The organism is Aureispira sp. CCB-E, assembly GCF_031326345.1.
Taxonomy (GTDB): Bacteria; Bacteroidota; Bacteroidia; order Chitinophagales; family Saprospiraceae; genus Aureispira.
The window spans coordinates 3,007,542-3,032,915 of the sequence record NZ_CP133671.1 but is presented as its reverse complement, the minus strand read 5'-3'; the positions used below and the strand labels follow the sequence as shown (position 1 = coordinate 3,032,915).

Annotated in this window: 22 protein-coding genes; 17 read left to right on the top strand and 5 right to left on the bottom strand. The window is 33.8% G+C overall.

The window, feature by feature from the left end; translation table 11 throughout:
- Positions 1-20 precede the first annotated feature (20 nt).
- Positions 21-536 (top strand): hypothetical protein, encoded by a 516-nt coding sequence (locus tag QP953_RS11410; protein WP_309555095.1) that lies wholly within the window; start codon positions 21-23, stop codon positions 534-536.
- A gap of 160 nt (positions 537-696) precedes the next feature.
- Here the strand turns inward: QP953_RS11410 and QP953_RS11405 are convergent, their stop codons facing one another.
- Complete coding sequence (locus tag QP953_RS11405) at positions 697-3,156, bottom strand: SDR family NAD(P)-dependent oxidoreductase (protein ID WP_309555092.1); 2,460 nt, start codon at positions 3,154-3,156, stop codon at positions 697-699.
- A gap of 468 nt (positions 3,157-3,624) precedes the next feature.
- Between QP953_RS11405 and rsgA the strand changes: the two genes are divergently transcribed.
- On the top strand, positions 3,625-4,569 hold the full coding sequence (gene rsgA, locus QP953_RS11400; RefSeq protein WP_052599684.1) for a ribosome small subunit-dependent GTPase A: 945 nt from the start codon (positions 3,625-3,627) through the stop codon (positions 4,567-4,569).
- A 58-nt stretch (positions 4,570-4,627) separates the two neighbouring features.
- Here the strand turns inward: rsgA and QP953_RS11395 are convergent, their stop codons facing one another.
- Positions 4,628-6,103, bottom strand: a complete 1,476-nt coding sequence (locus QP953_RS11395) for a hypothetical protein (protein ID WP_052599685.1) — start codon at positions 6,101-6,103, stop codon at positions 4,628-4,630.
- A gap of 137 nt (positions 6,104-6,240) precedes the next feature.
- On the opposite strand from QP953_RS11395, the gene QP953_RS11390 reads away from it, so the two are divergent.
- From QP953_RS11390 to QP953_RS11330, 13 genes are all read left to right on the top strand, one after another.
- Positions 6,241-6,801 carry a hypothetical protein gene (locus QP953_RS11390; protein ID WP_052599686.1) on the top strand — a complete coding sequence of 187 codons (561 nt, stop codon included), beginning with the start codon at positions 6,241-6,243 and terminating at the stop codon, positions 6,799-6,801.
- 6 nt (positions 6,802-6,807) lie between these two features.
- Complete coding sequence (locus tag QP953_RS11385; RefSeq protein WP_052599687.1) at positions 6,808-8,235, top strand: hypothetical protein; 1,428 nt, start codon at positions 6,808-6,810, stop codon at positions 8,233-8,235.
- Positions 8,236-8,299: 64 nt separating this feature from the next.
- Positions 8,300-8,788 carry a hypothetical protein gene (locus QP953_RS11380; RefSeq protein ID WP_309555091.1) on the top strand — a complete coding sequence of 163 codons (489 nt, stop codon included), beginning with the start codon at positions 8,300-8,302 and terminating at the stop codon, positions 8,786-8,788.
- A gap of 169 nt (positions 8,789-8,957) precedes the next feature.
- Complete coding sequence (locus QP953_RS11375; RefSeq protein ID WP_309555090.1) at positions 8,958-10,421, top strand: hypothetical protein; 1,464 nt, start codon at positions 8,958-8,960, stop codon at positions 10,419-10,421.
- 35 nt (positions 10,422-10,456) lie between these two features.
- A complete protein-coding gene (locus QP953_RS11370; RefSeq protein WP_052599690.1) occupies positions 10,457-11,605 on the top strand; it encodes a C1 family peptidase in 1,149 nt (382 codons plus the stop codon).
- Between the two features lie 281 nt (positions 11,606-11,886).
- Complete coding sequence (locus QP953_RS11365; protein ID WP_052599691.1) at positions 11,887-13,029, top strand: hypothetical protein; 1,143 nt, start codon at positions 11,887-11,889, stop codon at positions 13,027-13,029.
- 461 nt (positions 13,030-13,490) lie between these two features.
- Positions 13,491-14,267, top strand: coding sequence for a hypothetical protein (locus tag QP953_RS11360; protein WP_309555089.1), 777 nt, complete (start codon positions 13,491-13,493; stop codon positions 14,265-14,267).
- 9 nt (positions 14,268-14,276) lie between these two features.
- Positions 14,277-15,431 (top strand): hypothetical protein, encoded by a 1,155-nt coding sequence (locus tag QP953_RS11355; RefSeq protein ID WP_309555087.1) that lies wholly within the window; start codon positions 14,277-14,279, stop codon positions 15,429-15,431.
- 511 nt (positions 15,432-15,942) lie between these two features.
- On the top strand, positions 15,943-16,650 hold the full coding sequence (locus tag QP953_RS11350) for a hypothetical protein (RefSeq protein WP_052599694.1): 708 nt from the start codon (positions 15,943-15,945) through the stop codon (positions 16,648-16,650).
- Positions 16,651-17,065: 415 nt separating this feature from the next.
- Positions 17,066-18,661 (top strand): YARHG domain-containing protein, encoded by a 1,596-nt coding sequence (locus QP953_RS11345; RefSeq protein WP_309555086.1) that lies wholly within the window; start codon positions 17,066-17,068, stop codon positions 18,659-18,661.
- The gene (locus tag QP953_RS11340) at positions 18,609-19,310 is read left to right on the top strand and encodes a DUF2306 domain-containing protein (RefSeq protein WP_081909647.1); all 702 of its coding nucleotides are present in this window, start codon (positions 18,609-18,611) and stop codon (positions 19,308-19,310) included. The genes QP953_RS11345 and QP953_RS11340 overlap by 53 nt, the downstream gene beginning before the upstream one ends.
- Before the next feature lie 292 nt (positions 19,311-19,602).
- A complete protein-coding gene (locus QP953_RS11335) occupies positions 19,603-20,112 on the top strand; it encodes a DUF3124 domain-containing protein (protein WP_309555085.1) in 510 nt (169 codons plus the stop codon).
- 12 nt (positions 20,113-20,124) lie between these two features.
- Positions 20,125-20,733: a MarC family protein gene (locus tag QP953_RS11330; RefSeq protein ID WP_309555084.1), complete on the top strand. Its 609-nt coding sequence runs from the start codon at positions 20,125-20,127 to the stop codon at positions 20,731-20,733.
- A 342-nt stretch (positions 20,734-21,075) separates the two neighbouring features.
- On the opposite strand, the gene QP953_RS11325 is transcribed toward QP953_RS11330, so the two are convergent.
- The 3 genes from QP953_RS11325 to QP953_RS11315 form a co-directional block, all read right to left on the bottom strand.
- Complete coding sequence (locus tag QP953_RS11325) at positions 21,076-21,573, bottom strand: lipocalin family protein (protein ID WP_052599699.1); 498 nt, start codon at positions 21,571-21,573, stop codon at positions 21,076-21,078.
- 366 nt (positions 21,574-21,939) lie between these two features.
- Positions 21,940-22,326, bottom strand: a complete 387-nt coding sequence (locus QP953_RS11320) for a hypothetical protein (protein ID WP_052599700.1) — start codon at positions 22,324-22,326, stop codon at positions 21,940-21,942.
- A gap of 95 nt (positions 22,327-22,421) precedes the next feature.
- Entirely contained in the window at positions 22,422-23,051 is a 630-nt protein-coding gene (locus QP953_RS11315; RefSeq protein ID WP_052599701.1) for an SMI1/KNR4 family protein, read from the bottom strand.
- 257 nt (positions 23,052-23,308) lie between these two features.
- Between QP953_RS11315 and QP953_RS11310 the strand changes: the two genes are divergently transcribed.
- Entirely contained in the window at positions 23,309-24,070 is a 762-nt protein-coding gene (locus QP953_RS11310; RefSeq protein WP_052599702.1) for a tetratricopeptide repeat protein, read from the top strand.
- Between the two features lie 167 nt (positions 24,071-24,237).
- Positions 24,238-25,287, top strand: coding sequence for a TlpA disulfide reductase family protein (locus QP953_RS11305; protein WP_052599703.1), 1,050 nt, complete (start codon positions 24,238-24,240; stop codon positions 25,285-25,287).
- The last annotated feature ends 87 nt before the right edge of the window (positions 25,288-25,374 follow it).

The following is a 25,374-nucleotide window of genomic DNA, read 5'->3' as shown; positions in this document are numbered from 1 at the left end:
CAAATTAAAAAATTGAAAAAATGGAAATTACTCCTTTACAAAAAGAGTTTTTAAAATTAGCAGTGGTTCAACAGTACTCTTATGATGAAATTGAAACTATTTTGAATATTCCTCGAAAAGAACTTTCTTTATGGTGGAATAATCTAAAGGATACACGAGAAAAACTTTCTAAAATTAGAAGAATATGGCTCTCAAAAAATCCTACAATAGATTTAACAAAAGAAGAACAATGCAATAAATTTTATGATTTCAAAAATTGGTTTGAATTATCAAAAAAAGAATGTTACTATTGCCATATTTCTGAAAAAGAACTAAAAGTTTTATGGGAAAAAGACCCATTCCTTACAAAAAGAAAGAGGGGAAAAAAATTAGAAATTGAGCGAAAAGTTCCTAATCAACCATATTTAGACATTGAAAATCTCGTATACTCTTGTTATTGGTGCAATAATGGAAAAACAGATACATTTACGGAATCCGAATTTAAAGAAATAGGTCAAGTTATTTCTAAAATTTGGAAAAAAAGACTACTCCATTAATGCAAAATCATAGACTCTAAATATAAAATCAGCAACCTACTTCCTCCAAAGGAAATTATTCAAATATCCCTAAGTAACGCATGACAAAAATCAAAAAGCGTCTAGTAGTTTTTTACCACTAAACGCTTCTTGATTAAAAAGACTGCGAACACAATCACTTTTATTTATCCTCCCCTCGTCCACTTCGATTCACATCTCTAGCAGAAGCCTGCTGTGTTCCGAACATTAGGATATCCTGAATATTCACATGATCGGGTCTCGTGGCAACATAGTAAATTGTCTCGGCAACATCACGTGCAGAAAGAGGTTTAAAGTCCTCATAAATTTTTGCTTTTTCCTTATCCTCATAACGTACCTCTGCAAACTCTGTTGCTTCTACATGTCCAGGGCTTACACAAGTTACCTTAATATTGTGTTGATACAAATCCAAACGCATAGATTGTGTCAAAGAATCAACAGCAGCTTTAGTCGCACAATACACACCACCACCAGGGTAAACCTGCGTTCCAGCCACAGAACCTAGATTAATAACATGCCCCTTCTTACGTGCTACCATATTGGGAGTTACCATGCGTGTCATGTACAACAACCCTTTTATGTTTGTATTAATCATTGTTTCCCAGTGCTCCACGTTGCCTTCATGAATAGAAGCTAACCCTTTTGCCAATCCTGCATTGTTAATCAATATATCAATATTAGACCATTCTTCGGGCAAGCTATCCAAAGCATTTTTGACTGCATCCAAGTCACAAACATCAAAATTCAAACTATGAATATGTGTTTCTTCTAAATGCTCCTCCATCAATTGCTGAAACTCATCCAAACGTTCTTTTCGGCGACCAGTAATAATCACTTTGTAGCCAGCCATAATAAATTGACCAGCAATAGCCTGTCCAATTCCCGAACTCGCTCCTGTTACCATCACCACAGTATCTGCATTAGGACTTCTTTCCTCTTCAATTACTTCCTCTTCCTCCTCTAGTTCCTGAACAGCTTCCTCTACTTCATCCTCCAATATGCGAAGCACTCCAAAATAATTGTCATTTTCTGCGGTTTGAAATTTAGCAGCATCCAATACACAAGCCTGCAAATAGTTAGCTTTTGCTTGGTCAATCATTCCCATCTCTCTTTGACATTGCGCCAAACCTAGGTAAGCATCTTCAAACATCGAATCAATTAACAAAGCTTCTCTAAAAGAGTCGCTTGCTTTGTTATAAGACTTAAAGTATTCTTTTTGCAACAAAGCATATTCATAGTACAAAGCAGCGTTATCATCATTGACCATAATTGCCTTGCGGTACAAATGTGCTGCCTCCATTGTCTCTCCGTCGTAATGTCTAGCCAACAAACGAGCCAACCAGATTAATGCTCGACCATTATAAGGATCCAGTTTAAGAATACGTTCGTATGTTCTTCGAGCATCCTCAAAATCTCCTTCTTCCGCATTACTTTCTGCTATATGAAATAGGATATCTACATCCTCTACCTCATCTATATTATACTGTTCCAATATAGCCTGTGCATCTACACTATCTAGATCTTTCAACCCTTCCATTGTAAATGGGAGCTCTACTTTATCCTCTTCAGATTCATCAACAATAGCAGTAGTTTCTTCTGGTTTCTCTTCTAGTTCTTCATTGACCTCCTCTACTAACTCTGCTAGCACTTCTTCTTTGACCGTCGCCTCAGGTTCAGACAAGATTTCCTCTATTTCCTCCTCTATTAATTCTGCTTCTGGTTGTTCTTCTGTTGCTTCATTTAAGGTAACTTCTGGCAATGGCATTGCTTCGATTGGCTCTTCTGAAAACACCTCTTCTTCTATTTCTTCCTTTGTTTCTTCTTCGTTTTCTGAAGTTGTAGGAAGTTCTTCTTCGTTTTCGTTAGAAGGTATTTCAGATGCAGATACCTCTACCGCTATGCTTTCTTCATCGCCTTTTAAGTCCAATACTTCTGTTTCCGCATTTTCCTCCACAACCACTTCCTCAACAGGTATCTCAATAGTAGGAATTTCTGAGACTTCTTCCTCCTCTTCTCCCTCAACAAAAACTCTTTCAATACCAACTTTATCAAAAAGCATTTTGTAATCATCGGCACACAACTCATCCCAATCGGCAGGTTCGGTACTATTAATTTTTCGAATAAAATTCGAAATACTACCCACTGACATTTTTTTAGCAATCTCTTTTTGCTCATTCAAAGCTTCCTGCTCTTCTATAGGAGCACTTTTAGATTTTTTGCGCAAAGCAATCCATTCTTCATACCAAAAATCTCTGTAATACATGACATTATTTAGTGTCTGAATTTTGGTAGGATACACTTCCATCTGAGACGTCCCCACTTTTAGACGGCGACCATGCGTAATAACTGGAATTATTCGATTTTCTAGATCTTCATCTAACAAACGATCTAAGTGCGTTGTTTCTTGAATAGATTTGAGGTAATTATCGCTCACTAAAAGAAGTCCTGTTGCGTCTTCTTTTTCTACCAATTGCGTTACCTTCTCAGCAGTTGGTGCCGCAACGATACAATTAATATTCGTGTGCTTTAAATCTTTAGCAATTTGATTGGCCTCTATTTCATTAGCCTCAGAAAAAAAGATATAAACAGTGTGCTTTTGCATGAAAAAAAATTTATTGGGTGCTTAAGTTATTTATAAATCACTAATTTGTAACACGATGTTTCCGCTCTTATGTGGGTACTCCATTTTTTGCTACATTTATTCAGTAAGATAGGACTTCTTAAATGTATGGTTTTTGTCTAAAAAAACGAAAAAGATACTAGCTAAATATTGATTTAAAGGATTATTTCTATTTTAATTCATCAATCTCTCCAAACTACCACCTTGAAAAAACAACTACATTTCAATCGATTATAAATAGAATAACGAACCATTCCTACAAGGTAGGATACGTTGAATCTTCCACAAGATATACCGCTCCTTTATCCTCTCTAAACTTAAATAAAAGTAAAATTAGCCCTCTACTATTTTGCATAACCTACATAAATAAACGTACCTTAGTGAACGATTTGGGCACTACTTTGTGTTAGGAGAACATGACAGTTTTTAATTTATTATAAATCAATTGGATTGGAAGGGATTGTAACAAAATCAACAGGCAAATGGTATATCGTCAAGTTAGAAGATGGGCGATTGATGAATTGTAGAATTAAAGGAAAATTTAGATTGGGTAAATTTAAATTGACCAACCCTATTGCTGTTGGTGACAAAGTTTGGGTAGAACAAGAAAAAGGCTTGGACACGGGAATGATTGCTAAATTATTTCCACGAGAAAATTATGTCCTAAGACAATCTACTCGACGCAAACATTATATGCATTTGATTGCGGCCAATATTGATCAAGCTTTTATTATTGTTACCATCCAAGATCCTATGCTCAAGCCAGGATTTATTGATCGTTTTTTGTTAACAACAGAATCTCACAACATTCCCACTTATATTATCGTCAATAAGGCAGATATTTATACCGACGATGACATGGCTATTTTTAATGGTTTAAAGCAATTGTATGCAGAAATTGGCTATCAAACGAAACTAGTTTCTGCCGAAACAGGTACAGGTATCGAAGATTTAAAAGAACTTTTAAAAGACAAAACGACGCTTTTATCTGGGCATTCTGGTGTTGGGAAATCTTCCATTGTCAATTGTATACAAGATAATTTAGAACTGGACACACAAGAAATTTCGGAATATTCTGGTAAAGGAATGCATACCACGACCTTTGCGCAAATGCATGAATTAGAGTTTGGAGGTGTTATTATTGATACCCCGGGTATCAAGGAAATGGGTTTTATTAATATGGATCCCGCAGATGTAGCGCATAATTTTAGAGAAATATTTGAGATGTCTGAACATTGCAAATACGGCAATTGTATGCACATGAACGAACCACATTGTGCGGTTAAAGAAGCCGTTGAATCGGGGGCTATTAGTATTTTGCGCTACCAAAGCTACCTTTCTATCTTAGAAGATGTTATGGGTCAAAACTCTTGGGAACGTTTGACGGATTGGTAACTATTTCTTTTAGTTTTGGCTATCAATTGGGGAGCATATTCCCTTTCTGATTTTTAGTTTAGGAACACATTCGACACACCCATATATAAAATTCTTCAAACCCTGTAACACTTTGTTCTACTGATGTTAAGGTCTCTAGAGCTTCCTTGAATTGCTTAAACAGCATCTTCTCTTCTTTAGATTCAACAGGAATTATCAATAATTTCTTGAAATATTGGAGAGCAATTTTTTCAAAGGTGTGCATTTCAGCTTTTAGCTTCTTATTTCTATATACACTTCTGAATAGATATTCCAACACTTTATAGCTAGATAGTTTATAATAAATTGCCATTTGTAAAATACGAGCAAATTGCTGTACGTCTTTTCGTGGTTCATATGTTCTCGCAATTGTCAAAATCTTGTTGAGCCAATCTGCAGCGGCCTCATAGTTTTCTAATAAAAAATAGGTAATTGTAGAATTGTAATAAAACGCTAATTTGCGAGCAGGATTAATTTTTTGAGTATACTTATTAAGTCCTTTTTCTATTAAGGGAATTAATTCTTCGGCAGCTTGTAACTTCTTGGTATTTAAATAATACAATTGTTTATAAAAATAAACATTTTGAAATTTCTCTCCCTCTTCATCAAACGTAGTTGTTTTTAAGCTTTCCATTTTTTCAATTAAAGAAAAAACCACTTCATATTTTTGACAAGTAAGGCTATTATTGATGTAATTAGCCAACCTTGCTATATAAACAGACCTTTTTTCCTGAATTATGGTAGGATTTGCTTCCCATAAGGTCAATATTTTGGCATGTATTTCATTCCCTTTTTCATATTGTTTTGTCAGTTGATGATACAAACTCTGTATGGTATAATAATAATACTGTGTTTGAAAAGTCCCTGTTTCTGGGAAACCTTGCTGAATCACAAATTGATAGCCTTTTTCCATTTGTTCAAGTATCTTGGCTGTTCTAGGATGTCGCCATTTTCTAAAAATCAATACAAACCAATGGTGCCAATAAATATAATGACTTTCTTCTTGCAATTGATGGTGTATATGTTGAGTTTGATGATACAAAGCATCTAGCTGTTCTGTTAATTTTCGATCTTTGTCAGCCACTATTAATTCTATTTTCCGAGGAGTGATTTCTGCCAGTATGAAATTTTTGTGCTGTTTTGTTGCCAATTTCTCTGCACGATTCAGTACTTCCATAGCTAATCTGTAGAAGCCCTTTCTACTCAAAATTTCAGCATCCATTAGCAAATTATACAATTTGGCTACAATAGATTTTTCGGCATGAAAAATTCGCAAGCTCTCCATAATACGCTGATAAAGATAATTTTCAGTAACATGCAGTCTTTTGACAAATTTATAGCCTGATAATTTTTCGATAATCTGTTGTTTGTCATAAGTCTCTTGTGCTTCCATTTCTTCAAACAGCAACACATAGTTTTTTTTACCAGATTGCAAATCTGTAGACAACTGAAAATGTCTTTTTTCATTACTAGTCAAAGACTGAATCAAATTAAACAACTCAAGGGAAGAAGCCATCTCATTCTTTTTAGGACAAATCAGAGATTCAAAAATAGCTAAAATGGGATTTTACATTTTTCAAAAAGTTGGTTTTACCTTTTTGGATTTCTAGTCTATATTTGAATCATCAACAAGGGTTAATAATAAATTGAATCATGCCTCCACAACAAAGAAAACAATATATACTTTGGATTAATGAATTGAGATTAAAACAAGCTGCTGCAATTACCCTTCCTCATTTCTATAATCCTGTTGCCATTATTATTCTAGTAGTCGTGATCGAAGATACCAAAAACAATGAATTTATTGTTATACCAAAAACATCTCATTCGATTTCAAAATATATTACTTTTATCGAAAAAAACAATGAAAGAGTCTTAAAAAAAGTATGTATTAACTATGTTTTCAATGAATTGAATAAAAACAACTTTGAGAGCCTTTTCTTTTTGGTGGAGATAGCTAACTCTGAAGACTATACAAAAGCACTCCAAGAAGTAGAGAAAATACTTCATACAAAATCAGAGGTATCAGAAAAAAGTACTTCTATGAAGACAATTGAAAAGATACAAACCTCTTTTAATTCCTTTTTGTGTAACAATATTTTTTTATGGAGAAAAAATAGCTCCTCTCTAGATGATACACTAGAATTACATATAGACAATCATTTGTTGTTTTTAAAAGCCACCCTATTAATACATTTACAACCACCTAAATAATATATTATGTTGAAACTAAAAATATTGCCTTATCCTCTTAATGATCAAAAGAAGATATATTCTAATGATAAAATTATTAATCTCCCTATTGACCCACCTTTTGAAGAAGGAACACAGCAGGCTCCCATTCCTTCTTCCAAGGGAAAAATAAAGTCGCTACTGTTGGTACTACCTAAAGATAAAAAGCTAAAAAGCAAATTCAATTTCTTTCCAATTCTAAGAGAGCTAATCCAAAAACTGCCAGAGGTACAATTTATTGTAGTACATAGAGGAACAGAACTTGATTTAGATCCAACTTTTAAACTGTGGCTAAAAAATCATCCCAGAGTAGCCTTAAAATTGATAAAAAATCAGAGAGGAAGAGCGGCTACAGATGCTGACTTGTCCACTTGGGCACAAGACCACTTTTATCCTTTAAAACTCATAAATGAAAGAACATCTTCTGTCACTACTTATGGTATGATAGGAAATATAGATAGCAATTATTTATTTTCCTTAAAAAGACTTGCTCAGTCTACTGCTGAATCCAATTTACTTCCAAATTTCAAACTAAAGCAAACAGGGCTTCCATTTGAAGGGGGGAACCTATTGGTTGGAGACGGTTTTATGTTGGTTGGAGCCAATGACATTCACCCTGAAGATTGTAAGGTAGATTGTAAAAAGGTTTATGAGAACTGGTTTGGAATCAAAACTATTTTTGTCAAGTCTTGTGTACCTCCTCCTCATGAGGAATATCATACCTCAAAAGATACCTTTGAAAACAAGTTTCCACTTTTATCTGATATTAGAAAACAGCCCATTTATCATTTGGACATGTTTTTAACCTTAGCTGGATTTAACAAAGACAAAACAAGCTATACAATAGTAGTTGGTCACCCCAGACTTGGAGTAGAAGCTCTAGAGCAATTGGATCATGAATTTTACTTGTTTTTGAATGGTTGGATCACACAAATGCAAGCTTCTCTTTGCTCTTGTATAGAAAACCTTAAAACTAGTTTTGTACAGGAATTGAAGGTAAATCTAAATATAGTTTCTATTCCTTTGATACTGACATACAATGACAAAGTAGGCTCAGCTTGTCTTAAAAGAGAATGGTTTTGGGCTTCTTATAACAATTGTTTGGTAGAACATATTGAGGAGACTCCCCAACAAAAAACTTCTAAAAAAGTCTGGCTCCCAGCTTATGGAAGTAGTGCATCTGATTTTTCTAAAAAAGAAATGTCATCTAATTTGAGTAGAAATATCCAACAATGTCTCAGAACCAACCATCCTATAAAATATGGAGATTGGACACATCTAAAAAAATATGACCTTGAAAGTAAATATGTATGGGAAAGCTTGGGCTTTGAGGTCGCTCTACTTGAGCAAAGTTACCTTCCTTTTGCTCGACAGTATGGCTCTTTAAATTGTTTTACAAACTGCCTTGAAAGATAAAATAACAATGGCGATTGCTGAAAAGCCAAAATAGAGTAAGCATTTAATCATAAAACTTTGAATCATGAGCGATTATCCTCAAAAAGTTACTTACAGTGACAGTACTAAAAAACTAACTTTGCACTTTGAAGATGCTTCTAAGAACACAGAACTCTTGCTAAGTGAAGGTCTTGAACTAACCATTTATAAACACAAAAATACTGGTATTCTGCAAGGGGAATTAAGCATTGCCGATAGCAATGACTTTGACAATGCTCCAGTATATTCTAAAATACTCTTTAACACTATTGATTATGATGGAGACATCAAAGGTGGTTTCGCTGATGCTACTACCCAACTCAAATTAAAAGATCTAGATAGCCCTTATATTGATATTGCTAATTCAAACAAATTCATGCTGGGTATTATTGGTGTAGATGACATTCGAGCATTGACATCAGAACCAAAATTTAATCAAATCTATCTGATGCAAAAACAGCGAATATTCTTAAAAACCACTACCAATAGTAATAATAAAACTACAATAGAAATAAAGTACATGAAACGCACTTAAGCTACTACACCATACAACTTTTTCAGATTAGGAATGGCCTAGGGCTATTCCTAATCTCCTTCTAATTTTCCAACACCTATTTCTCGACCAGTAAACTGCTACTTTTTGATAATGACAAAAACGTGGCTAGCCCTCCCTATATCCAATTATCAACTAAAATTCAATAAAAATGAAAACAATCACGATTCTATTTCTTGTACTAATCTCTAGTTTCTCTTATGCCCAAAAGGCAAAAGACGTTTTAGAAAATGGTATTAGAATAAAAAAACTAGAAAACCTCTTTTTAAAATTTGATTTAGCCAACCAACAATTGAAATATCAGGTCAATAAAAGCCTAAACGATCCCCAAAATCCTTTTTCGCCTAAGTCCCTAGAAGACAGTACCATTTTTTTGGTTTCTGAGAATGGTCTTAACCTATACATGCGCCCACTCAACCCCTTAAATTACAGTGTGACAACACAAAATGAAATCATTCTAGATCCTATCAATGAAGCAGCAGAAAAGGCGTTAGCAACTATTTTAGAGGGTCTGCCATCTAATAAAGTAGCAATGGTTATTAACACACTTGATGACAACTCTAATGATACGAGTTATGTTGAAAGTGAATGTCATACTCACAAAGGCATACAAAATAAATTGTTACAAATAAAAAAACACTTAGAAATCAATAAAAAAACAAAAATAAACCATGTTTTTACCCTTTTGAAAGCCTTAGATTTTGCCAATCCAACCCATACAAAAAAGAAATTGGATGAATTAAAAGATAGCCTTAGTGACATTGAACTGCATTTTACAAATATTAAAGCGCTTATCGAGTCATTCTCATTAGAAACCCAAATGAAATCTTATGATTGTGATGCTCCTCACGCCTATGTAGCAGAGTTCATTTTCAACTCTATCTTAAACGATTTAACAACTATTTTTTATGAGCAGAGGAAAAGATTTGACAATCTTAACAAAGCCTACGAGCTCGTTAAAGACACCTATGACAAAGCCATGCAAGTGGATGGAGACTGGAGTCCTGGATTGGAATGGAGCCTCCATATAGCCTCAGTTCCTATAAAAAAAGGTAAGGTATCTGTCCATACCATCACCATTCAAAAAAGTGGCTATGTATTGTCTGATAAAGGCGAGATTGTCAGCACCTCCCCCCAAGAAGTACTCAAACGTACTCAAAGATTCAGAAAATTTCAACGCTTCATTCCTGAGGTCTCTATTGGGCTAGCTTATACCTCTTTCTCTTTTATTTCTTATGGAACAAAATTCGACTCTGTGAACAACCAAATGTATGTGGGAGATTCTATTAGAAACCATGTAGGTAACATCAATATATCTACCATGCTTAATTTCAATTACGTTATAGAAAACTCTCCTTTACACCCTTTCTTCCAAATAGGTTTAGGAGTAAACACAGAGGTTCCAACACTGATGGCTGGTCTTGGCATAAGAAGTAATATCAATAACGTAAGACGAATCGCTATATCTGGAGGTATTGCTCTTTCTTGGGTAAAAGAATTAAACACACTTCGCCCAGGAGATCCAATAACTGGTTCTGACGATTTGGAAAAGGATTATCAATACAATTTTTCTTGGCCTCCTAATTTCTATGTGGGGCTTCAATACAATTTTTAATTTAATAATCTTTAATTTGATAAACATCATATATCATGGAGAAATCTATTTTCAATGGCGCTAGAATTAACACCTCTATATCTAAGGAATTGTACGAAACTAACAGTCCAGATGAAGTATTTACATCCGAAAACCCCTTTGAGCAAACAGTTAAGATCTTACAAGAACATGCTATTTACGATTGGGAACAGTTGTATGCTCTAGTCAAGAATAAAGCGATAGAACAACAATTAATCAGCACCCTTCAATTGAAGGACAATACTCAGTTAAAAACAATTGAAACTATTTGTGAGCGTATCATTCCTAGCTATAATTTAGAAAAATTAAGCGGTCTTGGCTCCATTGATTATAAACTAGGTGCTAAGCGACCTCAAAACTTTGAAAATTTTAACGATAATAAACTAAAAGTTCCTATTTACGAGGATCGGGAGAATACCGTAGATGTTCAGGTAAAGATGCATTCAATTGACCGTCTTAATAACACTGATTTTACCCTAGCAAATGCTGTCAATCACATTCATTACCTAAATCCAATCCAAGATCAAGGAAATCAAAGAGGCACTTGCACAGCCTTTGCTGTTACAGTTGCCAATGAACTTTCCTACTATATGCAAACTGGTAGAAAATATGACCTTTCAGAACAGCATCTATTTTTTGAAACCAAAGCCCTTGAGTCAGATAATGAGTGCGCTGCATGGCTATCTTCAGCTATGCATATCATTGCACACAAAGGACAATGCGAAGAACAAATATGGTCGTACAACCCTAATGCTCCTTGTATTCAACAATATGGAAAACCATCGAATGCACAAAGTAATGCAAGAAACTTTACAAACACTTATGCATTTGTAAATGGTCAAGACATCTTAACTCTGAAACAAATACTAAATACCAATCGAATTATTCCCTTTTCTATTCCAGTCTACAAGAGTTGGTATAGATCAACTGAAACACGCCGAACAGGCAGAATTACATTGCCTATAAATGGGGATGAAGAAATTTCAGGTCATGCAATGACTTTAGTAGGTTATCAAGATGACTCTACATTTGAAGGAGGTGGTTATTTTATTGTTAGAAATAGCTGGGGTACGACTTGGGCTCCTGATAGTTATTATGGTGCTGGTTATGGTATTATTCCCTATTTGTATATGAAAAAGTATTGTTGGAGTGCATTAACGTTCTAAGTCATTCTACATACACCAATTCCCCATTATCAGCAAGATCAATTCAGGCAAAGCCGTTTTTGATGCAAAAAAAGACGACTCACCAAAAACTAAAATCTTTATTTTTTAATTTTAATCTGCTAAAACTGTCTTAATAGCTCTCATATACTATACTATTCATAACTATTATGATAAACCAAGTACAAAAGGCTCTATCACCTAGGCGAACTCTTTTATTTTGTACTTCATAACGAGCTACTTCTTTTTATATAAAAATTAGCAGATTACTAAATTCCGTAATTATGAGTAATTTTTGTAAAGAACTTATAAACCAAATTGGCTTAGGGACTGCTTTTCACGATATGGTGGAAGCCGAAAGCAAAGAGTCCTATTATAAATCAATTAGAACTATTCTCTTGAAAGGAGAATTTAGCTCTATTACCGATTTGCAAACATTTGCTACAAGTCTAGATATAGGATTACCGGTATTCTCAGGAGATAGTTCTGGTTCATCTACGCGACAACAAACCAAAACATATCAAAAACAACTAGCGACAGACAAAATGTTTCTTAAAAAGTTTGAAAAAGAAAAATCAGAATTTATTTTAAATTTGAACGAAAAAGTCGCTGAAGCAATTTTAAATTGTTCTAAGAATAGCCCCAAGATTGAAAGCACTCCTGGATTACACGTTCATTTCAAACTCTTGGATACTTACGACAAGAAAGTCCAAGTCTCTTTTAAATATATACCTTACTCAATAGAAAACTATGCAGAAATAAAAGAGTTTGCCCTAGATGAAGAAGTTGAAAATAGTAGCTCGATTGAAAATTTTAAAATATATGCAAATCAAGAAGTAAATTTTACATTTACTATAAAAAATGACGCAATAAGAAGCGTTTCTATTTCTAAATTGACTTTTAAGAATCAAACACCAATAAGAGTTATTTATCGAACACCCATTATTATCTATTTTGCATATGAAAAAGAGGGGTTAGAAGTAGATTTCACGAATAATGTAATTGAACTAGGAAATAGAGTTTTTATAAGAGAGGCATCCGTTCTAGAATTCAATTCAGGGCTAAAAGCAATCAACAGTAACTCTGTCTATTTAACCCATTTGCCTATTCCAAAAGGGAATTCGAAATTCTATCTCCAAATAGGTAGAATTGAGATCCAAACTACTCTAAAAAAATATCGGGAAATTTGTAAAATAGGAGTCTTATCGGGAAAAACTCTAGACATCAAGGATTTTAATAAAGCTAAAATTATCAAGAAAATAGGTTATATGGAAGGCTTGCCTAGAGATCGATATGGTGAAAAGGCAAATTTATTTGAGTACGATAGAGAAGCTAATTTTATTACACTATTTATACAATTTAAAGATGCTTGGGCTGGTCATAAAGTTAAGGTCCGCTTATCTACTCTTAAATATTATTCTTTTTAAGGATTTAACGATTCATTACCATTACTGCTATTCTAATAATGCCACTGAATTATCTCTTTTTCAATAAAATAATACTCCGTTGATTTTTTAGTTTTCCTACGAAAAACGTAAAAAAGCATCTTGCATTAGTTTGATTACCAGCCTTTTAGCACAAAGACTAACAAAAGCACATCTTACTGATAATCAAACTAATACGATTTTTCAACGGAGTAATGTAAAAACAAGCAAAATATTATATAAATTTAAATACCAAGCAACAAATACATTTTCTTTACTGTCTCTTGCCCTCCACAGCAAGAGACTTTTGGCATTTTAAAAGTCGTTATTGAACTTTATTTGTCCAACAACTGTATATAATTAATGGTAAATTAAAAGAACCTTTTGAGGCTTATACTCGATTTTTAATTGAAAAAACTTATCTTTCAAAAAATTTGATTCACAAACCGTATTGATACCATTTTATGAATTTGCAAAACGTAAAACAAAAACTAGAAAAAGTCAATCGTTTTTATGACTATTTAAATGCTAATCAGGAAATTATTTCTAGAGTAGATCATGATGCTTTAATAGCTTCTATTCGAGAACTATACGACGCTTGTTTTGATGAAGCAACCGCAAAAGTAGCAACAACTAGTACACAAGAAGTTCATAAAACAACTACTCCTACCCAAAAAACAAGAGAAAAAGAAGCCAAAAAACGCCCTAAGTTGGTTTTCAATACAACAGATCCTAGCCCAACAACCGAAAAAACGGGGAATGAAGTAACGCCCAACAAATCTCCTAAATCAACAGTTAAAGAAGAACCTATTGTTGAGCAACCAAAAGAAACAACGCCTACAGAAACAAAACCTGCTGTTGAGCAAGAGACTCCAAAGGCAGAAAAACAAGTAGAACCCCCTAAAGACAGCACAACAAGTACTGCCTTTAATGAGGATTATGAAGAATTATTTATCTTTAAAGAAGCAACTGATTTATCTCAAAAACTAAGTGCCACTCCTCTTAGTGATTTAAATAAAGCATTAGGGCTTAACGAAAAATTTCTATACATTAATGAATTGTTCGGTGGAGATGTTGCTAAATTTCAAGCTGCTATAAAAGTACTAAACGACGAAAAAGATTTTAACAGCGCACGTTTGTATATTGAATCTGAATTAGCAGATACGTACAATTGGATGAAAAAAGTGAAAAAACCAATTGCTAAAGATTTTGTAAAACTGGTTCGCCGTAGATACTTATAATCATACGCTATGCTCAATCAAGTACTTTGGAAAGGCAAAAGCCGCTGGCAAACTATTGGTGCATCAATAGGCATTTTTATAGGTCTATTTTTGTTGCTTTTTGCACTACAAGTTTATTTAGATGTGCAAATTTTGACCAAAGGAGCAAAAGATGATAATTTTTTGGTCATTAATAAAGCTTTTGAGAAACACTATGGAAAACCACTAGAGTTTTCTTCAGCTGAATTTCAAGAAATTAGCCAGCAACCTTTTTTTAATCAAGTCGATGCTTTTGAGTCTAATGAATATAAAGTGTCCTTATCTAGCCAAAAAATGGGCTTTAGGACACTTCTATTTTTTCAGTCGTTGCCACAAGAATTTCTAAGTGTAGACAGTACCTTGTTTCAATGGCAACCAGGAAATCGAATTCCAATCGTCCTATCCAGTGACTACTTAGCCTTATACAACTTTGGATTTGCCCCAAGCCAAGGATTGCCCAAATTCTCGGCAAGTACGATTAGTATGGTTGACTTCAAAATTACAATAATGGGCAATGGGATACAAGAATCTTTTGATGGCTATGTTTGTGGTTTTACACCCAATGTCAACTCTATTTTAGTGCCCCAATCGTTCATGGAATATAGCAACAAAAAATTTGGAGAAGCTAAAGAAGCAAAACTGCCTACACAAATCATTGCCTCTACAGACAACCCCTATAGCGTTGCCCTAGAGGAATTTTTAGAAGAAAAAGGCTATGAAATTTCTAGAGGTGGTCTTATCGGAGGTGAACTCAAAACAACGCTATTTATGCTTGTTTTCCTTTTAGTTGCCATAGGAATGACTATTGTTGGTTTGGCGATGTTGGTCTTTATCTTAAACTTTCAAGTACTTATTGCTCAAGCTAGTCACGATATTCAATTACTGCTTCAATTGGGATACAAAGACCAGCAAATCACCAAAACATTAGCTCAAAATCTACTCCAATTATTTGGTATTGTCGTTGTATTGGTTTTTGCAATATTAATTCCAACCAAATATTTCATCTCGACTTTGATAACAGAACAAGGATACAACCTAAGTTTTGGTTTGCACCCAATTGTTTGGGGAGTTGGGTTACTTTTTTGTATCTTGTTTATATGGATTAATTTATCTAGTATTCGTAAAAATGTGCAAAATTTGGCATAATTTCAGTACTATACTATTCATTAGTAGTTCGTTGATTAGCTCCCTGCGGTCGTGAGATCGCTATCGCTTAGTTGTTTACTTTTTTACCAAAAAGATAAAAAAGCACATTTATATTAGTTTGATAATCAAATTCTTAACATAAAACACAGTAAAACTATAACTTATTGATTATCAAACTAATAAAGTTTTTCAACGAACTGTTGATTCATCTGATCTACGAATCAATTTATCATTTGCTACGATCGACGCTTTTACTTTGTAAGAATCATTTCAATTTATTTTTATAAAACAACCTGTTCTAACCCACACAAATAGAACTTTTGCTATCATATTCACAAAAAATAGTTTGTTAGAATAACACTAAGAATACTATTTATTAATACTTTGTATATTTTTTTTGTAAGAACTAAAAGACCCACGAAGCGAAGTATTTACAGCAAATGGCAATCATTTTTTTATAGATTTAAATTATCCCTAAATTTCACTATCTTGAATTAAAAATTAACACAATATGAAAACCTCACATCTACTTTTCATAATCTTAATTTTATTTTCCTACAACAGTTTTGCTCAAACAGGAATTTATAAATATGAAGACAAATCATCAAAAGAAACCATTGAATTAAACTTGCGACGAGATGGTGTCTTTTTTTATACCTACAATAAAGAATGGACCAACTGCATTACTCAAGGCAAGTGGCGACCTCTTGGAAGCGGTCGAGTAGTTCTAACCAGCGATCATCAGCTAACAGATTATGTTGTAGAAGAAGTTGAAGATCCTCAAATCAACAATTTGCACGTCATCATTCAAGGAAAACAAAAGGGACAAAGCCCTACCTCTATCTCTAGTATTTTTGTTAATGAAGACGAAACGGCTACATTGGAAATGGATGGAGAAGCAGGTCTAAAAATGCTAGAAGAACGCCAAAAATTAATGATGGCTGCTTCTACGGAGATAAGAGATAGCCTCAAAAATAGTGACCCTCCTCGATTTTATAAATACAATAAGAATAAAGCAATTCAATCCATCACCATTGAATTTGATCAACGAGAATTAACCATTCCTATCGAAAATCCCAAAGCCAACAAAATTATCATTACAACAGCCTTTGCTACGAATGCGGCCTATCATTACTTAAATAGCGTAGAATTTATTTCTGATGGAAAATTTATTCGAGAAGAAGGAAGCAGTAAAAAGCTAAAAAAACAAAGACGATAAGTTATTGAAAAAAAAGAAAGGTTTGCCAAATTTTCATTTAACAAACCTTTTAATCACCAAAAATCAATCAATTAAATTTTAAAACCTTAATTGTTCTTTTGTTGTTCTCTTTATAGAACCACAATTAATGTTTTATAACCTTAGCTCGAAAGTAGGAAATGTTTTATAAATTTCCAAAAACTATTTTATAAAATATAGTTTACTTACAAAAAAAAGACTTTTTGCGGTTAAAATCACTTATTTTATCTTTTTTGTACGCAAAATTGCCAAATAATAAATTTGATACTATCAATGGGTTTTTTATCTCTAAAAGTAATGTCTTTACGCTTCTATTTTTGTTTTTAAGCATAGAACAAGTGGTTGTTCAGAAAAATTATCGTCTCTTTCTTTTGACAAAATAAGACAAACATCCACTATGAAAAATTTATGGCCACTACTTCTATTGATAAGCTTCTATTTTTATCAATGTGCTAGTACTGAAACTAGTCAAGAAGCCCCCTTTCAAGCAACAAGTGCAGATAGTATACAATTTTCTAAAGAAAATACTGCTCCTACCATCAAGTTGGTAGAAACACAACGATCTAACATCAATTTAAAGACGATTGCTGCCCGTACAGCTGCTTTTGAAAAACAATTTGGAGCATTTCACCAACACATTCCTTACACCATGTTCATCAACAACCAACTGTATTTTATTGTTGCTACGGGGGATTGGAAGGAAGACAATTGGAAGGATTCAAATCAAAATGCAGCTCCCAAAGGCTCTTATAAAGTAGGTTTGGTCAATGAATTGAACGAAACGATTATCCCAATAAAATATGATAAAATCTACAACATGGGTGGTGTTGCCCCCAATCTTATGGAAGTGGAATTGGATGGTAAACTAGGAGCTTATGACATTGTTGGCAATGAATTACTAAAAGCAGAGTTTGACGGCATTTATCCTTGTAACAATGTTAAAAATGCTTGGGTTCAAGTTAGAAAAGGGGATCAATTTGGTTGGCTTAGGACTTCTGGCGAAGTCTCACTAGATACTATGTCTCATTACAACAAAGCCCTTTTCAAAGCACAATCAGTGGCTAACCTTTTAACCAATTGGTCTTTTGATTCCAACTCAGAGACATTAATTCCAATTTTTAAAACACAAAGAACGTTTCAAAAAGATAGCCGTGTGCAACAAGAAGCCTTGTTAGTTCTTCCATCCTACCTCTACCAATTAGGATTGGTTCCTGAATTTAGAACAGAATGGAGTCCGTTTGTAAGGAATGGTCCTGGCAATGGCGAAACAACGGCAACCATCGAAACTGCTCGAAAAACAGGCAATAATCAAACCGTTATTAGTGCTTTTAAACAGTATATAGCCGACCCTCGTGGTTATTATGAAGAACGTAACGATATTATTACCGTCAATGAAAAAATGGAAAAAATAGATGTGCTGAGTATAGAACATTATGGTATACAAGGCCCTTGTTCTCCCAATATTCGTTTCCGTTTTATTGATGATAATACCTTAGAAGTAATGATGATTAAGGCAGCTCACCACCCAACTTATACGATGATGACAACTTATACTTATCATCATATTAGTGCCAATGGAAAAATTAGTTCTATTGACGTCAAAGGTCTGTATCCCTTTACTAGAATACTTAAAATTACAGATTTTTATTTTAAAGGCTGCTTTTCTCGTGACCTCACCGAGGAAGAACGAGCAACTGTAAAAGAAGATGATTATCTAAATTTTGCGAACTTAGAGCACCTTACTATTGACGACTTGGATGTAATGCGCAATGAAATTTATGCGGCGCATGGTTACATTTTTACAAAGAAAAAATGGCAAGATTATTTTGCAAAACAAGCATGGTATACCCCACAATTTAAAAATGTAGACGATCAATTAAGTGAAATAGAAAAACACAACATTCGTGCTATTCTCAACCAAAAGAAAAAAATGGAAGGACATGAAGCTGAATTCATCAATACCACCTATGGGGTATTTGTCGCTGCTGGCTAATGTTCTCAAAAATATTGGAAAAGGTATTGGGCTACTGTTCATTTTATCGATGGCTGTTGTGATTACAGTTGGTAGCCTCAAGCACTTTTCTCCTTACACGACCCCTTCTACTTTCTTAAAAACTAAACAAATACATTATTCTATTTATCTACCTGCTTTGTATGGTCATATTGTAACTAGTGGCTGTATTTTGGTCATTGGTGGCTTGGGTTTTAGCCGTTGGATTCAAACCAATGCTATACAATGGCATCGTAGAATGGGGAAAGCTTATGTAGGACTTATTTTATTTATTTCAGCTCCTTCCGCCTTAATCATGGCATTCTATGCACGTGGAGGTTGGCTGATTAACAGTTGTTTTTTTGCTTTATCTTTTTTATGGTGGTTATTCACTTGGCAAGCTTGGATGTATATTCGCAAGAAAAATATCCTCCAACATCGAGCATTTATGTTACGCAGTTACGCTTTAACCTTATCTGCTATTACCTTACGTTGGTATACCTTCTTCTTGGGGTATTTATTCAATTGGTACAACCTAAATAGTTATACTTGGGTTGCGTGGTTTAGTTGGGTTCCTAATCTAATTATTGTTGAGTATTGGATATGGGCAAATATTAAGAAGAAAATAAAACCTACCAATAATGCTTCTTAGGTTGACCTCCTACAAAAAAGATCCAAAGTAGCCCTAAAGATAATCAAGCGTTTAACATTGCATGAGATTGCTTTACTTAGTACCTACAAAATACTCTAACAGAATGGCATACTATTCATCTTTTTGTTAAAAAAGTAAAAAGCAACGAGCTACTATTCTAATAAAAAAGTATTTTTAGCAAGCGTCTACCCTATCTCAGGTCAACCAACACCAACTAAAAATCTAAAACATTAACAAACAACAACAAATACTGCAATAAGATAATACCATCTGCTAAATAATAATTCTTACAATGAAAAAATATTTATATTTTCTACTTATCATCACGTTTGCTAGTTCTTGCCATGAAGAAGATCACCCGAGTTCACTTCCTACACAAAACTGGTCTGAAAAATTTATTGACATCCAACAGGTAGATTCGTTAGAATATGGGAAATCCTATCTTTCTATTTATTCTCAAATATACAGTGCAGACGATAAGCGAGTGACGAACTTAACAGCTATGGTTAGTTTGCGAAATACTAGTGACACAGATACTATTTATTTACTGAGTGCTTCTTATTACGACACATATGGAGCATTAATTAGAACTTATTTTGATCAACCTGTGTTCTTATCACCTATGGAAACAACAGAAATCATCATAGACTTAACAGATGTAAGTGGTGGAACGGGTTCTAATTTTTTATTTGAGTGGAAAATACCTTTGGGCTGTCCCGAACCTTTATTTGAGGGAATCATGAATTCAACCAAAGGGCAACAAGGTTTGTCTTTTTCAGCTCAAGCAAAACGAATAAAATAAAATAGCATTAATATGTCTGAATTTATCACGACCTTTTTCTTTTTGATTGCCGTTATTGATCCCCTCGGTTCTGTTCCTGTTTATTTAGAAGCTACTAAAAACTTTGATAAAGTCCAACAACAAAAAATTGCAATTCGTGCTGCAGGAATTGCCTTTTGTATCTTATTGTTTTTTATTATAATAGGACAATTAATTCTAGAAGGAATGGAAGTTTCTTTGGATGCTTTTCAAATATCAGGAGGTGTGATTTTGTTTCTATTTGCGCTCAGTATGATTTTTGGAGACAGCAAACCTGAGGAAGAAATCAATCGAATAACAGATTATAATCATGTTACTATATTTCCCGTAGCAATGCCTTCCATTGCTTCTCCTGGGGCAATCATGGCTGTAGTTCTAATGACAGACAATCACCATTATAGCATTCAACAACAAGCTGTGACCACCCTGATTGTTCTAATTGTTATTGCGCTAACAGGTCTGATATTACTGGCAGCTAATGCTGTGCAGGAAAAAATTGGTAACTATGGGATTATTGTCATTAGTAAAATCATGGGACTAATTCTAGCAGCCTATGCTGTACAAAGTATTTTAACAGGCATCAAACACTTCTTTTTTAAATAAAAAATGAGTCCATTTTTTGGACTCATTCCTATTCTATCAATAGTTAACTGCGCTGCTACTACGTGGTCATTAAAAAACTTTATTAACCTTATAATCAATAAGTTATAGCTTTATTGTGTTTTGTATTAAAATTTTGATTATCAACTGCGCAGCACTCACGAAGTACCACGTATTAGCAGCGAACCGAGCTATGCGAGTTCACGACAGTAGGGAGTAACAAAGCTAACTAAAAGCGCAGCACTCACGAAGTAGCAGCGCAGCTAAACTAATATAAATGTACTTTTTTATCTTTTTGGTAACTAAGCTTGCGATCTCACGAGCTAATTCTATAACTACAAGAAGTTATTTCTTTTTGGGCTTGTCCTTGGGCGAAGGAATCATTGTCCAACGATAGATACTGTTGTCTAAATTATGCTCCAAAACCATCTCATCTTTTTCTACACGTACAATTCTATAATCGTTCCACCCATTCACACCAACAAACTGCACAGAATCATTTTTGACATTATAATTAAAAATACGGTCGTTCCCCCCCATTTCCATTTTAAAGACATTAATCACCTCTTTTACCTTTTTTTTCTTCTCATTCCCTTTTGCATCTGTAAATTTTTCTGTTTTCATATCTTTTCGAATCCGAAACTCCATCGTTACAATTCCTGCAATCCCCTTGATATTGATTTCACGGCCATCTTTTTGGAGTTTCTTGCATTCCCACTTGCCTACTTTAGCAATTGTTTTAGCTGCTTTTTTGTCATCTTGATCCTGAGAAAATGCTTGTTGAGCACCTAACAACAACAGCATTATACTAATTAACATACTTAGATTAAAAGTTCTTTGCATAACATTAAATTTTCGTTTTGAAACAACTGTTTCCTTGTTTTAGAACACCGAATAGGTGTTTTATAGTAACTCTATTCTATTTTTATACCAAAATCTTAAAATTTAATTTCATCTTCATTCAGCAGCAACAGAAAAAACCCGCAAAACACTGATTAACAACCAAATAAACTAAAATCAACTAGATATAAAAACTAATTATTCAGCCTACTACTTCTAAAAGATTGCTTGCTATTTTTTAGAAGTAGATAAAGAAAGCTCTGAATTATTGACCTGAAATAGAAGTTATTAAGTAATCGTTCATAAAAATTTATAGGCAAAACAATTACATTTTTAACTATACTTTTTTCTGTCCACTTACTTAAATGATTACTTATGCAAATACCAACTCAACTTATCATTGCTCAATATCATTGAATCTTGCGACAAATGAACCACCTTCATGGGTGGAAAATTATTATTGGGATAAGAGATCATACTATCCTGTCCTAAAATATAATCTACAATTTCTGGTGGAGGAGCAGGTTCTTCATTCAAAGTTTTCGTTCGTTTTCCTTCCTTATCAAAAGCATATTGAGGGTTTCCCATATATGGTCCAGGCATAACTCTTCCATCATGAAACCGAAAAGCGGTTACTTTCCAGAGACCATAAAACCATTCTGTATTCAGTCCTTTTTTTGAGGAAGCTGCTTTATTTGTTGCCTTGCAAGCAACTAACAATAAAATTACACTAGTAAAAACAAGTATAGATTTCATAAAATTATTTTAATTGAGCAACAAAAGCATTCCAAAAAGTTGATTATCATACTTATTTTATGCCTTTCTTTAATATTTAGTTCTCCAAAGTATAATCAAGTATCGCTTTTGTGATTCGAAGGTGTTATATAAGAATCTATTTCTATCAATTGATTTCCTTCGCTACCATAATCCCAAGTAGACCATTGATAGTTAATCAAACATTCATAGGTGTCTGCCAAATAAGCACTCAAACTACTCGTTGTATATCCTGGTCCTTGACCATCTTGAAATTCCATTCCCACTATTTGTCCTACTTGTCCAACTGGTCCAGGATCATGGTCTACTAGCAATTGATTGCCTCCACTATCTACACAAAATGGTATCCAACCTTTACTACAATATTTTCGGGCAAGGCGCTTATCTTTCCAATTGGTAAATCCATGCTGCTCTTTGAATGCAACCGTATCTTTGAAGATACCTTCATCTATCAATTCCGCACTACAACTCCAATTATTTAAAACAGTAGCAGGATTTTCATAAACATAGCCGCCTTCAAAATCTATTCGATAATCACAATAAGTCAAAAACTCAACCAGTTCATTGTGTAAGCTAAAACCTACTTTTTTTTCCAAATCTTGGATTTCGATCGAAGTCATTGGATTAAATGTAAGGTTTTTGTAATAAGGAGCATGTTCCCAATAAAAATCCTTAATAAGTTGTAAATATTCTCTAACTGTCTTCATTAAATCAAAAATATAGTTCTCTATCTACAGAATGAATGTTAACAAGAACGTTATTTTTTTGGAAAAACTAGTTCTAAATTTATTATTTTTGTACAACCGAGCTCCTTAATCGAATGAATTAGATATCTTTAAGTATGCTCATAAACTCTTGGTCGTGCTTGGCTCTTCTCATTACAAAAACACAATTCGAACCTTAACTATTTAATTGTCAAGACTATTATTAGTTCATCTGTACTCATTATTATAAATCAATCAATATGCCCAAATTCTTATCCTTGCCTATTTTTGTACTTTTGCCCTTTACTTTTTTTGCACAGTCTGATGCTTATCATCAAGCCATTACACAAGGAGAAAGTGCACAAGCCAACCGCCAATATGCGCAAGCCATACAGTATTATACTCAGGCGATACAATTGGAACCTACCAATGTAGAGGCTTATCTAAGGCAATTAAATGTTGCTATACAAAAAAGGGATTTAACCACATTTAAACGTACAATTGGGCAATTAGAAGGGTTAGAGTATCCTCTGCCTTTAGAAATTTATATTACTTATGCTCAATTGGCAAAAAAACAACGCCTTTATAACGATGGATTAAAAATGCTTGCCAAAGCAGAATTAAGACACAAAACAAACAAAACAATATTAGTGCATCGTGCTGATCTATATCAAAAGCTAAATGATAATGCTGCTGTTATTAAAACACTTAACCAAGCCTTAGAGTTGAATCCTCAAAATATGGATATTGTCCATCAACTAGCAACCATTTATATAGATATCAATACTCGAAAAAGCATTGATTTATTTAAAAAATTATCCACCAACCCTACGTACAAAGATGTAGCGCTTAGTTCTTTGGGACTACTTCACACCAAGCTATATCAAGCTGACCCAGGACCTAACAATCGAAATAATTTAGTTTTGGCATTGCAGTATTATAATGAATATTACAAAAAACACCCCCAAAATCAAGATGCTAAAACGATGATTGATAATATCCGTATTTTGTTAGAATCTTAATTGGGACGCTTCCTACAATTTTGAAGAATAGAAAACCTAGTATGGTCTTATCTCTTTAATACAAAAAATATTATATTTAAATTAAATTTTCATCTTGTGTTCAGTAATAACAACTTGCTAGTCATCAAGCAATTTATTACAGAACCCAATTAATCCAAGCCAAATATATGAAACAGTTCCTTCTTTTTCTCCCGATTCTTGCCCTCTTTTCTTGCCAAGAAACTACTTCATCAGAGCAAACTGAAAAACCTAAAGATTATGTGGTATTTTCGGGAAAAATTGCCCATACAACTGCTGATTCGTTAGCAATTTTATCCCGTGATTTCGCTAAAACAATTGCCATAAAAGAAGATGGCAGTTTCACAGATACATTTAGTGTCGAACCTGGTACCTATTATTTTACAACTAGGCAAAAAGGAATGATTGTCTTTTTAAAAGATGGTTATGATCTTTCGTTGGATGTAGATGCGGAGGACTTTGCAGAAACCGCTAAATTTACAGGAGAAGGCGCTAAAGAAAATAACTATCTAGTTGCTAAGGCTCGTTTTGAAACAGAATTATACGATCAAAACTTAACACATTTAGACTCTACTCAGTTGGATAGTGCTACTCAAGTTCTTGTCGATCAAGCGAAAGACTACATCAATTCTCAAAAAGATATAGACTCTATTTTGATCCATGAGAATTTAAATGAATTGTCTATCATCGCTCAATCTTTAAAAGAATATCACTTAGAGATCATTCGATTAAAAAACGAAATGCCTAAAGGTAGTAGCTCTCCTATCTTTACTGATTTTGAGAATTATGACGGAAGCAAAACATCTCTTTCTGATTTAAAAGGCAAAAATGTATACATCGATGTTTGGGCAACTTGGTGTGGTCCTTGTAAAGCAGAAATACCTGCTTTAAAAAAATTGGAACACGATTATGAAGGCAAAAATATTGCTTTTGTAAGTTTATCCATTGATGATGCTCAAGCACACCAAGGTTCATGGGAAGTTGCCAACCAAAAATGGAGAGCGATGGTCAAAGATAAAGAACTCGGAGGCATACAACTATTGGCACCCAAAGGCTGGGAAGACCCCTTCATTCGTGCTTACAAAATTAATAGCATTCCTCGTTTTATTCTATTAGATACCGAAGGTAATATTATTAGTGCAAGTGCTCCAAGACCAAGTGACGAAAGCTTACGAACCTTGTTTGACGAAATTATTTAAACTTAAAACATGAGTCATCCCGAATTTTTCGGCGATGACTTTTTTTTTGGAAAAAAGATAGGAATCTACTAGATTTAATTACCACAA